This is a genomic window from Novosphingobium sp. DS6-6 (assembly GCF_057784975.1).
On record NZ_JBYNTS010000002.1, the window covers coordinates 234,917 to 248,819 of the forward strand.

11 protein-coding genes are annotated in these 13,903 nt (G+C 67.6%); 6 read left to right on the forward strand and 5 right to left on the reverse strand.

All coding sequences use genetic code 11. The annotated features are described in order from the left end of the window. The first annotated feature begins 134 nt into the window (after positions 1-134). Entirely contained in the window at positions 135-626 is a 492-nt protein-coding gene (locus tag AC3EDY_RS03385; protein WP_488571054.1) for a DUF3291 domain-containing protein, read from the forward strand. Positions 627-632: 6 nt separating this feature from the next. Here the strand turns inward: AC3EDY_RS03385 and AC3EDY_RS03390 are convergent, their stop codons facing one another. After that, complete coding sequence (locus AC3EDY_RS03390) at positions 633-1,115, reverse strand: UPF0262 family protein (RefSeq protein WP_488571055.1); 483 nt, start codon at positions 1,113-1,115, stop codon at positions 633-635. Positions 1,116-1,289: 174 nt separating this feature from the next. Here AC3EDY_RS03390 and AC3EDY_RS03395 point away from each other — a divergent pair, with 174 nt between their 5' ends. Further along, entirely contained in the window at positions 1,290-2,795 is a 1,506-nt protein-coding gene (locus AC3EDY_RS03395) for a replicative DNA helicase (RefSeq protein WP_488571056.1), read from the forward strand. Between the two features lie 182 nt (positions 2,796-2,977). Continuing rightward, complete coding sequence (locus tag AC3EDY_RS03400; protein ID WP_488571057.1) at positions 2,978-3,964, forward strand: serine hydrolase; 987 nt, start codon at positions 2,978-2,980, stop codon at positions 3,962-3,964. Positions 3,965-4,242: 278 nt separating this feature from the next. Here AC3EDY_RS03400 and AC3EDY_RS03405 read toward each other — a convergent pair whose 3' ends face one another. Continuing rightward, positions 4,243-4,440 (reverse strand): hypothetical protein, encoded by a 198-nt coding sequence (locus tag AC3EDY_RS03405; protein WP_022677666.1) that lies wholly within the window; start codon positions 4,438-4,440, stop codon positions 4,243-4,245. A 326-nt stretch (positions 4,441-4,766) separates the two neighbouring features. Here AC3EDY_RS03405 and polA point away from each other — a divergent pair, with 326 nt between their 5' ends. Together polA and AC3EDY_RS03415 are read left to right on the forward strand one after the other, a co-directional pair. Next, positions 4,767-7,622 carry a DNA polymerase I gene (gene polA / locus AC3EDY_RS03410; RefSeq protein WP_488571058.1) on the forward strand — a complete coding sequence of 952 codons (2,856 nt, stop codon included), beginning with the start codon at positions 4,767-4,769 and terminating at the stop codon, positions 7,620-7,622. A 98-nt stretch (positions 7,623-7,720) separates the two neighbouring features. Next, on the forward strand, positions 7,721-9,229 hold the full coding sequence (locus tag AC3EDY_RS03415; protein WP_488571059.1) for a YifB family Mg chelatase-like AAA ATPase: 1,509 nt from the start codon (positions 7,721-7,723) through the stop codon (positions 9,227-9,229). A gap of 14 nt (positions 9,230-9,243) precedes the next feature. Here the strand turns inward: AC3EDY_RS03415 and AC3EDY_RS03420 are convergent, their stop codons facing one another. The 3 genes from AC3EDY_RS03420 to AC3EDY_RS03430 form a co-directional block, all read right to left on the reverse strand. Beyond that, a complete protein-coding gene (locus AC3EDY_RS03420) occupies positions 9,244-9,984 on the reverse strand; it encodes a LytR/AlgR family response regulator transcription factor (RefSeq protein WP_488571060.1) in 741 nt (246 codons plus the stop codon). A 7-nt stretch (positions 9,985-9,991) separates the two neighbouring features. Continuing rightward, positions 9,992-11,482: a sensor histidine kinase gene (locus AC3EDY_RS03425; protein WP_488571061.1), complete on the reverse strand. Its 1,491-nt coding sequence runs from the start codon at positions 11,480-11,482 to the stop codon at positions 9,992-9,994. A 110-nt stretch (positions 11,483-11,592) separates the two neighbouring features. Further along, positions 11,593-13,116 (reverse strand): fumarate hydratase, encoded by a 1,524-nt coding sequence (locus tag AC3EDY_RS03430; protein ID WP_488571062.1) that lies wholly within the window; start codon positions 13,114-13,116, stop codon positions 11,593-11,595. 167 nt (positions 13,117-13,283) lie between these two features. On the opposite strand from AC3EDY_RS03430, the gene AC3EDY_RS03435 reads away from it, so the two are divergent. Beyond that, entirely contained in the window at positions 13,284-13,901 is a 618-nt protein-coding gene (locus AC3EDY_RS03435) for a protein-L-isoaspartate O-methyltransferase family protein (protein WP_488571063.1), read from the forward strand. The last annotated feature ends 2 nt before the right edge of the window (positions 13,902-13,903 follow it).

The window sequence follows — 13,903 nt, forward strand, 5'->3', positions numbered from 1 at the left end:
GCCCCGACCGTGAATTGCCAGCCGCCCATAGGCCAAGGGGTCAGTGGCGTCAAAAAAGAGGCATGACGCCATTCGGGCGTTGACGGCGCGACCCGCGCCTTGCAACAGCGCCATCCGCGAAAGGACGCCGACCGATGCGCTCGACAGACAGGAATGCGGATGAAGGCACGCACGCGGGGCCCGCGTGGCAGCTGGCGCAGATCAACATCGGGCGGCTGGTTGGCCCGCAGGGCGATCCCCGGGTGCAGCCCTTTTTCGACGCGCTCGACAGCGTCAACGCTCTGGCCGATGCGGCCGAAGGCTTTGTCTGGCGCCTGCAGAGCGAGGCTGGCAACGCCACCGCGTTTCAACCCACGCCCGATCCGCTGCTGATCGTCAACATGTCGGTCTGGGCCGACGTGGAAGCGCTGTTCGCCTTCGTCTATCGCACCGGGCATGCGGCACAGCTGGCCCGGCGGCACGCGTACTTCGAACCGTTCGGCAGCGCGTTCCAGGCTTTGTGGTGGGTGCCGGTGGGCCACCGGCCAGCGATCGAGGAAGGCCTGTCGCGGCTGTGGATGATTGACCGCTTCGGCCCTTCGGCTCACGCGTTCACGTTTCGAACGCGGTTTGCAGCGCCTGCGTGACGGGCGCTATCCCCGGATGTGCAGCACGCAGATCAGCGTGAACAAGCGGCGGGCCGTGGCGAAATCGGTCTCCACCTTGCCCGCCAGCCGTTCGAGCAGCATATCGGCCGCTTCGTTGTGCACCCCGCGCCGGGCCATGTCGATCGTCTCGATCTCTTGCGCGGTGGCGCGGCGAATCGCCTGGTAATAGCTGTCGCAGATCGCGAAATATTCGCGGATCGGCCGGCGGAACCGCCCGAGGCCGAGCACGATGCTTTCCAGCAGGGTTCCGCCTTCGTCGGCAATGTCGAGCGTAAGCCGCCCGTCGCGCACCGACAGGCGCAGGCGATAGGGCCCTTCGTGGCCGGCGCTGCAGGCGCGCAACGGACGAAACGTGTTTTCCTCGATCAGATCGAAGATCGCCACGCGCCGTTCCTGCTCCACATCGGCATTGCGCCAGACGATTGTCGCCTCGTCCAGCTCGATATGGGAAATGCGCGGGTCCGCCATGATGGCCTTACTGTTGCAACATGGCGCCACGCGCAGCAAGCGGCCTTGCGCCGGCGCCGGGGCGGCGCGAAACGGCAAACCGTCCACAGGCTGTGGAAAACGGCTGGCCGATTGCCTGATCATCGGGCGCGGCCGCGGCTTGCCAGCCCCGGGGGCTTGCTTCATTCTGGCCGGATGCCTGCCAGCGAAGCCATTCTCGCGCGCCCGGCCAGCGAGGTCCGCGCGCTTCCCGCCAATGTCGAGGCAGAGGCCGCCTTTCTGGGCGCGGTGCTGATCGACAACCGCATCCTGGAAGAAATGACGGTGCCTTTGCGGCCCGAGCATTTCTTCGCGCCGGTGCACGGGCGGGTGTTCGAACGCATCCTGGCCTTGATCGATCGCAAGGCGGTGGTCACGCCGGTGACTCTCAAACCCTATTTCGACAGCGACGAAGAACTGAAGGAACTGGGCGGCACGGCCTATCTCGCCCGGCTGACGGCCGACGGACAGGGCCTGCTGGCGCCACGCGAACTGGCCCAGCAGGTCTATGACCTGGCGCTGCTGCGCGAGCTGATCAGCGTGGGCCGCACTCTGGTGGAAGGGGCGATGGACACGAGCGAGACGGTCGAACCGTTGAAGCAGGTGGAACAGGCCGAAGCCGCGCTTTTCGCCGTGGCCGAAGGCGCGCAGACCGGCAACGAGGCACAGACGTTCGGCCAGGCGACCCGCGCAAGCCTGGAAATGATCGAGAAGGCGCTGCTCTCGGGCGGCCATATCTCGGGCAAGACCACGGGGCTGTCCTCGATCAACGAAAAGATCGGCGGGCTTCACGATTCCGACCTGATCATTCTTGCCGGGCGGCCCGGCATGGGCAAGACTTCGCTCGCCACCAACATCGCGTTCAACGCGGCGGACCGGCTGCGCACCGATATCGCACGCGGCATCCCCGCTAGGGATTCGGTCGGCGCGGCCGTGGCTTTCTTCAGCCTGGAAATGAGCGCCGACCAGCTGGCCACGCGCATCCTGGCCGAACAATCGGGAATCAGTTCCGAATCGCTGCGCATGGGCCGCATCAGCCGCGAGGATTTCCAGCAGCTGTCGTTCGCCAGCCAGCGCCTGGCCGAACTGCCGCTCTACATCGACGATACGCCGGCGCTCACCATCGGCGCGCTGCGCACCCGGGCGCGGCGGCTCAAGCGCCGGCACGATATCGGCCTGATCATCGTCGACTACCTGCAACTGCTTTCGGGCACCGGCAAGGCCGACAACCGCGTCAACGAGATCTCCGAAATCTCGCGCGGGCTCAAGACGCTGGCCAAGGAACTGGCAGTGCCGGTGATCGCGCTTTCGCAGCTTTCCCGTGCCGTCGAACAGCGCGACGACAAGCGGCCGATGCTGTCGGACCTGCGCGAGTCCGGCTCCATCGAGCAGGACGCCGACATGGTGTGGTTCGTGTTCCGCGAGGATTACTATGTGGCCGCGCGCGAACCCAAGCGCCCGATCGAAAGCGACGAGGCCAAGATCCACGAGGCCCATGCCGCCTGGGCTGCCGACATGGAACGGGTGTTCGGCCTGGCCGAACTGATCGTCGCCAAACAGCGCCATGGTTCCACCGGCAAGATACGCTTGCGATTCGAAGCCCGCGTCACCCGGTTCAGCGATCTGGCGCCGGACCAGATGATGCACGACATGGACGACTGACTCCGCCACGCCACCACGTTTCTGGTGACGAAACGATGCAGCGTGCTTTGCAATTGCGACGAACGGAAACATGCGTGCGCCCGGCAGGTTCGCTTGGCGGAACCTTTTGCCTTTGCGAGAGAGTCACAATAGCTTATCCTCGCGCAACGAAATTATAAAAAGGTTCGTGGTAAAACCGCCCGATGGTCTGGATCCAGTCAAAACGTAAATGGCGCATCGCGGTCGCGGCTCTGGCGGTGCTTCCCGCCCTGGCGGCCACCAGCCCCGCGGTGCAAAGCCGTCCGCCCGCCCTGGTGCAGAGCGCGCGCGACCTGGCCATCCAGCAGCGGGTTGCCTCCATCGCCGCGGCGGCGCGCGGACGGGTGGGGGTGGCAGCCATGGATCTGGACGGCGGCGGCCAGGTTCTGATCAATGGCGACATGCCCTTTCCCATGGCCAGCACGGCCAAAGTGGCCGTTGCCGCCACGTTCCTTCAGATGGTGGAACAGGGCCGCTTCCGGCTGGACCAGCAACTGCCGATGATGATGCCCGTGCCCGAACGGACCGGGCGCCGCAATCTGGTGGCGATGGTGCGGCCTGGCCCGAGCTATACCGCGCAGACCCTGCTGGAACGCATGATCACGCGCAGTGACAACCACGCCACCGATGGCCTTATCGCCGCTTTGGGCGGGATCGGCGCGGTGAACCGGTTTCTGGCCCAGACCGGCATTTCCGGCCAGCGCCTGGACCATACCATGGCCACGCTGGTGCGCGATGACGGGCGCATCAACCCCGCGCGGGCAATCGATACCGGCACGTCGAGCACGCCCCGGGCGATGATCGCGCTGCTTTCGGCGATCGACCGCGGCGGCGCCCTCAGTCCCCAGGCCCGCGCCGTGCTGCTCGATACGATGACCCGCACCAGCACGGGCCGCAACCGCATTCGCGCCGGCTTGCCCGAAGGCGTGCTGCTGGCCCACAAGACCGGCACGCTGGCCGGGGTGACCGACGATGTCGGCATCGTGCGCATGCCCGACGGACGCCACGTGGCGCTGGCCATTTTCGTTGCCGGGCCGGAAAGCCATGCCGTGCAGGCCGGCCTGATCGCCCGCATTGCCGCCGCGGTTTACGAAGGTTTCCTGACCCCGGCCGAGGGACCCGGCCCGGCGAGCGAGATGTCCCGCCGCTAAACCTCTACGGCCCAGACCCCTGCTGCCAAGCGGCGCCTGCGCCTGCGCTTTCAACCGGCGCGCGGCGCGTGGGGTTGCCTGCCCATCTGCCCGACAGGACGCACGCGCGGCCGGCCTTCGCTTTTGAACATTGAACCTGGTCCCGTGAACCTGGCCCTGTGAACCTTGGCCCTGTGAACCTTGGCATGCGAACCCTGTCTTGCGCTCCGCACGCGCGAAAAGGGGCGCGGCCGCGTGGCCACGCCCCTCTATCCGTAACCTGCCCTTGCGGGCGGGGATTACATCTTCGCGGCAGCGCTCGCGTCAGCAGCGGCTTCCGAAGCCGAAGCGCTGGCGTCAGCAGCAGCAGCCGAAGCATCGGCCGAAGCGTCAGCAGCTTCGCTGGCAGCTTCAGTGGCGGTGTCAGCCGGCTTTTCCGAGCAGCCGGCGAGGGCGAAGGCGGTGCCGGCGACGGCGGCGAGGATGAGCTTGCGCATGCGTTACAATCCCTGGATTGAAGTGAACCGCGCCGGGCGAAAACCCGCCGCAAAGCCTACTCCCACGGTAGACTTCGACGTCCCAATTAATCGTCAATTCATCGGCTTGCAAGCACAAGACGACAGCATTGCGACGGGCCGTCGCTATCGCCCTTAGCGACAAGGGTTTTTTGCGCGAGCGCCGCTGCGCTCAAGCGCCCCGTTACAGCGATGAAGCGTTGAAACGGGGCTGAATTGTCGTCTCGGTGAAGTCGATTCCGGTACCCCCGGAAAAACGGACCATGGGTATTTTCCAAACCGGCGCGGAGGCGCTAGAGCCTGGTGGCATGGCTTCGCGCAACCACCTCTACCTCGTCGATGGCTCGGCCTATATCTTCCGCGCCTATCATCGCCTGCCGCCGCTGACCAATCCCCAGGGCGTGCCCGTGGGCGCGGTCTATGGCTACACCACGATGCTGTGGCGCCTGGCCGAGGATCTGCACAAGGCCGATGGCCCCACGCATCTGGCGGTGATCCTCGACAAGAGTTCGATCACGTTCCGCAACGCGCTGTACGATCAGTACAAGGCCCATCGCCCACCGCCGCCCGAGGATCTGAAACCGCAGTTCCCGCTGATCCGCGATGCCACGCGGGCATTCAGCCTGGCCTGCATCGAGGAAGAAGGGCTGGAAGCCGACGATCTGATCGCCAGCTATGCCCGCGCCGCCACGGCGCAGGGCTGGGACGTGACGATCGTATCGTCGGACAAGGACCTGATGCAACTGGTGGGCAAGTGCGCCCAGGGCGGCGAAGGCTGTGTCGACATGCTCGACACGATGAAGAACCAGCGCATCGGCATTCCCGAAGTGATCGAGAAATTCGGCGTGCCGCCCGAACTGGTGGGCGACGTGCTGGCCCTGATGGGCGATACGGTGGACAACGTGCCGGGGATTCGCGGCATCGGCCCCAAGACCGCCAGCAAGCTGATTCAGGAGCATGGCGGGCTGGAAGGGGCATTGGCTGCCGCCCCGGCGATGAAGCCGGGCAAACTGCGCGACAGCCTGATCGAGCAGGCCGAAATGGCGCGCCTTTCGCGCCAGCTCGTGGCGCTGAAGGAAGATTGCCCGCTGCCTGTCCCGCTGGACGATTTCGCCCTGGGGCCGATCCCGCCCGCGCCGCTGGCCGCGTTTCTTTCCACCCACGGCTTTACCAGCCTGCTGCGCAAGCTGGGAACCCCGGCCCTGGTCCCGACCGGAACGGCGACTGCCGCTGCCACCCTGCCGGCGGGCGATTCGCCGGGCACGGCGCCCGAAGCCCCGCCCGCCGAATCGACCCGCCAGCCCCTGCCCGCCTGGCCGGCGATCGACCGCGAGGCCTATCCCTGCGTCCAGTCGATGGCCGACCTGCAGGGCTGGATCACCCGCGCCTTTGCCGCGCGGATCGTGGCGATCGATACCGAAACCTCCGCACTCGATGCGATGCGCGCCGATCTGGTGGGGGTAAGCCTGGCCACGGGCGCAGGCCAGGCCTGCTATGTTCCCCTTGGCCACCGCGGGGCCGACATGTTTGCCGAGGCCCCGGTGCAGATCCCGCGAGACGCGGCGCTGGCCGCGCTCAAGCCGCTGCTGGAAAGCGATGCGGTGCTCAAGGTGGGTCAGAACATCAAGTACGATCTGGCCATCCTGGCGCGGCACGGCATTGCCGTGGCGCCGATCGACGATACCATGGTGATGAGCTTCTGCCTCGATGCCGGGCGCAGCGATACCGGCCTGGCGGGGCATGGCATGGACGAACTGGCGAACCGCCACCTGGGGCACGCCACCATGCTGTTCAAGGACCTGTGCGGGACGGGCAAGAAGCAGATTTCCTTTGCCGAAGTGCCGCTGGCCGACGCCACGCGCTATGCCGCCGAGGACGCCGAGGTGACCTGGCGGCTGCACCAGCTGTTCGCGCCGCGCCTGGCCGACGAGGGCGGCACGCGCATCTACCAGCGGGTGGACCGGCCCCTGGTGCCGGTGGTGGCGCAGATGGAGCGCCATGGCATCCGCGTGGACCGCGAGACCCTGGCCAGCCTTTCGACCCGCTTTGCCGGCGAGATCGCCCGCCTGGAAAGCGTGATCCACGAAAAGGCCGGCGGCCCGTTCACGATCGGCAGCCCCAAGCAACTGGGTGACGTGCTGTTCGAGAAGCTGGGCTACAAAGGCGGCAAGAAAGGCAAGAGCGGACAGTATTCCACCGACCAGTCGGTGCTGGAAACCCTGGCCGGCCAGGGCGCGGATGTCGCCACCCTGGTGCTGGAATGGCGCCAGTTGTCCAAGCTGAAGAACACTTATACCGATGCCCTGCAGGCGGCGATCAACCCCGAGACCGGCCGCGTCCATACCAGCTACAGCCTGGTCGGCGCACAGACCGGGCGGCTTTCGTCCAACGATCCCAATCTGCAGAACATCCCGATCCGCACCGAAATCGGCCGCCAGATCCGCGAAGCGTTCGTGGCCGAGCCGGGGCACGTGCTGCTGAGCGCCGACTATTCACAGATCGAACTGCGCCTGGCCGCGCATATCGCCGACGTTGGCCCGTTGCGCGAAGCGTTCGAACAGGGCGAGGACATTCACGCCCGCACCGCGCGCGAGCTGTTCGGCGAAGTCAACCGCGATACCCGCGGCCGCGCCAAGACGATCAATTTCGCTATCCTCTATGGCATCAGCCGCTGGGGCCTGGCCATGCGCCTGGGCACCAGCGCCGAGGATGCCCAAGGCATGATCGACCGCTATTTCGAACGGTTTCCCGGCATCCAGCGCTATATTCACGAGACGCTGGAAAGCGTGCGGGCGCGGGGCTATTCGGAAACCCTGTTCGGCCGCAAGACGTGGTTCCCGCGCATCAATTCCAGCGCCCAGGCCGAACGGCAGGGCAGCGAGCGCGCGGCGATCAACGCCCCGATCCAGGGCACCAGCGCCGATATCATCAAGCGCGCCATGGTGCGCATGCCCCCGGCCCTGGCCGCCGCCGGGCTGCCCCGCGTGAAAATGCTGCTGCAGGTGCACGACGAGCTGGTGTTCGAATTGCCCGAGGACGACGTGGCCGCCGCCGGCGCCGTGATCCGCGGCGTGATGGCCGATGCCGCCGCGCCGGCCGTGCGGCTGACCGTGCCGCTGGGCGTGGAAATCGGCACCGGCAGGAACTGGGGCGCGGCCCACTAGGTGGCTCTCGCCTCACCCGGCAAGAGATTCGACCGATTTGGCGGCACCGCCCCGCGCCCTCTTGTGACGCGCCGTTGCGGCCGGCAACGCTTGGCCGCATGGTTTCGCTGGTATCGACGGTGGCATATCTGGGCCTGGAAGCCCGCGCGGTGGAAGTGCAGTGTCAGATTGCGCCGGGGCTGCCCTCGTTCCGGGTGGTGGGCCTGCCCGACAAGGCGGTGGGCGAAAGCCGCGAACGCGTGCATTCCGCGCTCGCCGCGCTGGGGTTGAGCCTGCCGCCCAAGCGGATCACGATCAACCTGTCGCCGGCCGATCTGCCCAAGGAAGGGTCGCATTACGACCTGCCGATCGCGCTGGCGCTGCTGGCGGCGATGGGCGTGGTCGATCGCGAGACGATTGCCGATTACGTGGCCGTGGGCGAACTGGCGCTCGACGGGCGGATCATCCCCAGCCCGGGCGTGCTGCTGGCGGCGCTCCATGCCAGCGGGGCGGAAAAGGGGCTGGTCTGCCCCGCCGCGCAAGGCACGGAAGCGCGCTGGGCCAGCGGGATCGAGGTGATCGCCGCGCCCGACCTGATTGCCCTGCTCAACCATCTCAAAGGCACGCAGCGGCTGGCCCCGCCGCAGGCGGGCGAAGCGCTGCCTCCGGTGCGGCGCGCCGATCTCAAGCAGGTAAAAGGCCAGGAAACCGCCAAACGCGCGCTGGAAATCGCCGCGGCAGGCGGGCACAACCTGCTGCTGGTGGGGCCGCCGGGCGCGGGCAAATCGCTGATGGCGTCATGCCTGCCGGGCATTCTGCCCGAACTGACCCCGGCCGAGGCATTGGAAACCTCGCTCGTCGCGTCGGTGGCCGGAACGCTGGAGGAAGGGCGGATCAGCCGCGAGCGGCCGTTCCGCAGCCCGCACCATTCGGCCTCGATGGCCGCGCTTACCGGCGGGGGCCTGCGCGTGCGGCCGGGCGAAGTCAGCCTCGCCCACCTGGGCGTGCTGTTCCTGGACGAATTGCCCGAATTCCAGCGCGCGGTGCTCGATTCGCTGCGCCAGCCGCTGGAAACCGGGGAAGTGACCGTGGCCCGCGCCAATGCCCATGTCACGTTTCCCGCCCGAGTGCAGTTGATCGCGGCGATGAACCCCTGCCGCTGCGGCCATCTGGGCGATCCCGCGCTGGGGTGCAGCCGCGCGCCCAAATGCGCGGCCGACTACCAGGGCAAAGTCTCCGGCCCGCTGCTCGACCGGATCGACCTGCATGTCGAAGTCGATCCGGTTTCTGCTGCGGACCTGGCGCTGCCTCCGCCGGCCGAAGGATCGGCCGAAGTGGCCGCGCGTGTGGCCGCCGCGCGCCGGCGCCAGACCGCGCGGCTCGACGGCAGCGGCCGGCGCAACAATGCCGAACTCGACGGCGATCTGCTCGATCGCTTTGCCACGCCCGACGAGGCGGGGCGGCAACTGCTGTTCAAGGCGGCCGAGGCCATGCGCCTGTCGGCGCGCGGCTATACCCGCATCCTGCGCGTGGCGCGCACCATTGCCGATCTGGCCGGCGCGGAGGGCGTTGGCCGCGTGCACGTGGCCGAGGCGCTGAGCTATCGCCGCCAGGCGCCACGGGCCTGAGCGGCCCGTAGGCTTCAGCGCCCGGCCATGGCCTTGGCCTTGGCGAGATAGGTGCGGCCGATGCGCAGCAGCGTGCCATCGGCCAGTTCGGCCGACCATACCCCCAACCCATCGTGGCGCAATCCCCGGATGCGATCGCGGCGCACGATGGTGGAACGGTGAAGGCGGATGAAGCGGGCGGGATCGAGCCGGTCTTCCAGCCGCTGGATAGTGTGCAGCATCAGGTAGCTGCGCTGGCCCACGTGCAGGCGCACATAATCGCGTTCGGCGTCGATGCGGTCGATATCGTCCGCCGCCACGCGCACCAGTTCGCTGCGGTGGGGCACCCAGAATTCCTCGATCCACGGTGACGGCGCAGCCGATGCCGGCGCGACCGACCGATCGTCGGGTGCTCCTGCCTGGCGCGCCAGGGCACGCTCCACCGCGCGTTCCAGCCGGTCTTGCGCCACGGGCTTGAGCACGTAGTCCACCGCTTCGCAATCGAACGCTTCGACCGCGAAATTGTCGTGCGCGGTGACGAAGATCACCAGGGGGCGGGGGCTTTGGCGCGCCAGCGCGCGCGCCACGCCCAGGCCATCGAGTTCGGGCATGGTCATGTCGAGCAGCACCAGCGCCGGCGCCAGCGCCTCGACAAGCCGCAAGGCCGCCGCGCCATCGGCGGCGGTGCCCACGATCTGCAAGCCCGGGATGCGCGCGCAAAGGATCTGCAAGCGTTCGATGGCCAGCGGTTCGTCGTCCACGATCAAAGTGCGCATCAAGACCTCAGGCAGCGTTGGAAACGATCGGCAGCGTCAGCACGGTGGCATAGCCGCCCGCCGGCAGCGGCCCGCTTTCCAGCCGCGCCTGGTGGCCGAAGCGAGCGGCAAGGCGGCTGCGCACATTGGCCAGCCCGATGCCGGTGCCGCCGGCAGGCATGCTGCCCTGATCGCCGCCCTGATCGGCACCCTGACCGCCACTGGGGCCATCGTCGGCGACAGTGAGGACCAGGAGCTCGCCCGAAAGCCGCGCGCGAATGCTGATGGTAACGGGGCGGGTCGTGGCCGAAACGGCATACTTGATCGAGTTTTCTACCAGCGGCTGCAGGATCATGCCGGGCACGCAGGCCTGGGCCACATCGTCGGGCACATCGAATTCCACGCGCAGCCGATCGGGAAAGCGCACGCTTTCGATAGCCAGGTAATGCCGTTGCAGGGCGATCTCGTCGGCCAGGGGAACATCGGCCGCGGGGTCGGCGGCCAGGCTGTGGCGATAGAAGCTGGAAATCGTCTGGATCATCCGCTCCGCCTCTTCGGTGCGACCGACCATGACCAGCGCCGAAAGGGAATTGAGCGTGTTGAACAGGAAATGCGGATTGACCTGATAGCGCAGGGATCGCAGCTCCGCCGTCTTGGCCGCGCGACGGTATTCGCCTTCGCGCCATTCGGCCACGCGGCGCTGTTCGGCATTGCCCAGCGCGAGATAGAGCGCCGCCCAGGCAATCAGCAGGAAATAGCGGCCCAGCGCGATGTCGGTCAGTTCCTGCCAGCCTTCGGCCTGGCCGATCGCCTTGGCGACGGCGGCGGGGGTGGCGGCCTCGCGCGTGACGATACGCATGCCCCCCGCGTCGATTTCGGTGGTGCCGTCGGCATGGTGGCGCACGCTGACCTCGTCATCCGGCGGGGCGGGCGGAACGGCAGACCCAGGAGGAACTGGGGGCGCAGGAGGACCTGGCGGCGGGGGAGGACCTGGGGGCGGGGGAGGACCTGGGGGCGGGGGAGGACCTGGGGGCGGGGGCATGTCGATCAGCACGTTGCCACCGGTATTGCGCTGCTCTGCGTCGTTGCGCGCGGCGGACGAGGTATCGGCCTGCCCGGCTTGCTGCTGCGTCTTCTTGTCCCAATGCGCGTCGAGCGGGGCAAAGGCCCGCTGATTGATAATGGCCAGCAACAGCGCGGCGGGCAGCATGATGACCAGCGCCACCGCCACGCGCGCGCCCAGGCGGTAGTGGTCCCAGCGACGCAGCAGCGGCCAGGCCAGCACGGTGACGGCAATGCCCGCCACGGTCACCAGCGCGCGGCGCCAGAGCAGCTCGATCCAGATCGAAAGGTCGGTTTCGGTGGGGCCGACCAGCGCCCAGCGGATCGAGACCAGCACGAAATAGCACAGCCACAGCGCGGCGGCGGAAAGCACGACCTGCCGCGCCGCGACATGCCCCATGCCGGGCGGAAGCTCCTGGAACGATGAAAGCGGATCTGCCCGCTCGTGGTTGGCCATGCCCCTTGCTAGGCCAGCACGCCGCCTGGCGCCAGTGCAGCGATCGAGCGGGGTGGGCGGTTCATCGAGGGGCGGGCTTTGGCACCGCCCCTCGTCCCGCGCGGCAAAACTCAGGCCGGCAGCAGGCCCTCGTCGGCGATTTTCTTTTTCCATACCAGCGGCGCGAGCTGGTGGACGTTCTGGCCCTCGCTGTCGACAGCGACGGTCACCGGCATGTCTTCCACGGTGAATTCATAGATCGCTTCCATGCCCAGGTCTTCGAAACCCACGATCTTGGCCTGCTTGATCGCCCGCGCCACCAGATAGGCCGCGCCGCCCACAGCCATGAGATAGGCCGACTTGTGGCTGGCGATGGACCGGGTGGCGGCAGGGCCGCGCTCCGCCTTGCCCACGCAGGCCAGCAGGCCCTGGTCGAGCATCATGTCCATGAACTTGTCCATGCGCGTGGCGGTGGTCGGTCCGGCCGGGCCGACCACTTCGTCGCGCACCGGATCGACCGGGCCGACGTAATAGATCACGCGGCCCTTGAAATCGACCGGCAGTTCCTCGCCCTTTGCCAGCATGTCCTGGATGCGCTTGTGCGCGGCATCGCGGCCGGTCAGCATCCGGCCATTGAGCAGCAGGCGATCGCCCTGTTTCCAGCCCTGCACTTCTTCGGGCGTGAGCGTGTCGAGATCGACCCGCCTGGCCGCCGCATCGGGCGCCCAGTGCACCTGCGGCCATTCGTCCAGCCTGGGCCGTTCGAGATAGCTTGGCCCGCTGCCGTCGAGCGTGAAATGGGCGTGGCGCGTGGCCGCGCAATTGGGGATCATCGCCACCGGCTTGCCCGCTGCGTGGCAGGGCGCGTCCATGATCTTGACGTCAAGAATGGTGGACAGCCCGCCAAGCCCCTGCGCCCCGATGCCCAGGGCATTGACCTTGTCGAAAATCTCGATCCGCAGGCGTTCGATATCGGTCTGCGGTCCGCGCTGCTTGAGCTGGGCCATGTCGATCGGCTCCATCAGCGCCTTCTTGGCCAGCAGCACGCAATGTTCGGCGGTGCCGCCGATGCCGATGCCCAGCATGCCCGGCGGGCACCAGCCGGCACCCATTTGCGGCAGCATTTCCAGCACCCAGTCGACGATCGAATCGCTCGGGTTCATCATCTTGAACTTCGACTTGTTTTCGCTGCCGCCGCCCTTGGCCGCGACATCGACGGTCACTTTGCCGCCCTTGACCATTTCCACGTGCAGCACGCAGGGTGTGTTGTCGCGCGTGTTGCGGCGGGTGAAGGCCGGATCGGCCAGGACGGAGGCCCGCAGCTTGTTGTCCGGGTGGAGATAGGCGCGGCGCACCCCTTCGTCGACCACGTCCTGCAGGGACTTGTCGGATTCCAGCCGGCAATCCTGGCCCCACTGGACGAACACGTTGACGATGCCGGTATCCTGGCAGAGCGGGCGATGGCCCTCGGCGCACATCCGGCTGTTGGTCAGGATCTGGGCGATGGCGTCCCTGGCGGCGGGGCCTTGTTCGGCCTCGTAAGCCGCGCCCAGGGCGCGGATATAGTCCATCGGGTGGAAGTAGCTGATGTATTGCAGCGCATCGGCCACGCTTTCGACCAGATCCGCTTCCCGGATCGTCACCATTTCCGCCATCGCGATTGTGCTCCTGCTACAGCATTCTGCCAAAACCCCTTACGCGCCGACAGACAGCATGCAAGACGCTTGGCGCAGGGCAGGCAATATTCTAGAGACACGATCGATCCATGCCGATCCTGCAACTGCGAAGGCGGCCTGGCGCGGGAACCTGACGAGGAATTGCGATGAGCGTGGCAGTGGCTAGTAGCGTGGCAGGAGCTGAGGCAGCCGGGGCGGGGATGGGGCGCGAACGCAAGGCCATGATCGAAAGCCAGCTGCGCGTCAGCGGTGTCAACGATGCGGCGGTGCTGGCCGCCTTTGCCGCCGTGCGGCGCGAGGATTTCGTGCCGGCAGAACGCCGCGCTCTCGCCTATATGGATCGCGCCGTGCCGCTTGGCGATGGCGCCGTGCTGGCCCCCGCGCTGACTCACGGGCAGATGCTGATGGCGGCCGCCCCGGCGGCGGGCGAGCGCGCGCTGGTGGTGGGCAAGCCCGGCGCCTATCTGGGCGCGCTGCTGGGCGAACTGGGCGTGGCGGTAACGCTGGCCGCGCCCGGCGATGATCTGGCCGCCCTCGGCACGTTTGCCCTGGTGATGATCGATGGGGCGATCGAACAGACGACGCCGGCGCTCGAAGCCGCTCTGGCCGAGGATGGCCGCTTGGTCACCGGCCTGGTGGAACGCCGGGTCGCCCGCCTGGCACTGGGCCGCAAAGTGGCCGGCCAGGTGGCCCTGGCCACCCTGGGCGAGGCCGATTTTGCCGTGCTGCGCGAATTCGCCGCGCCCAAGGGCTGGAGTTTCTGAAG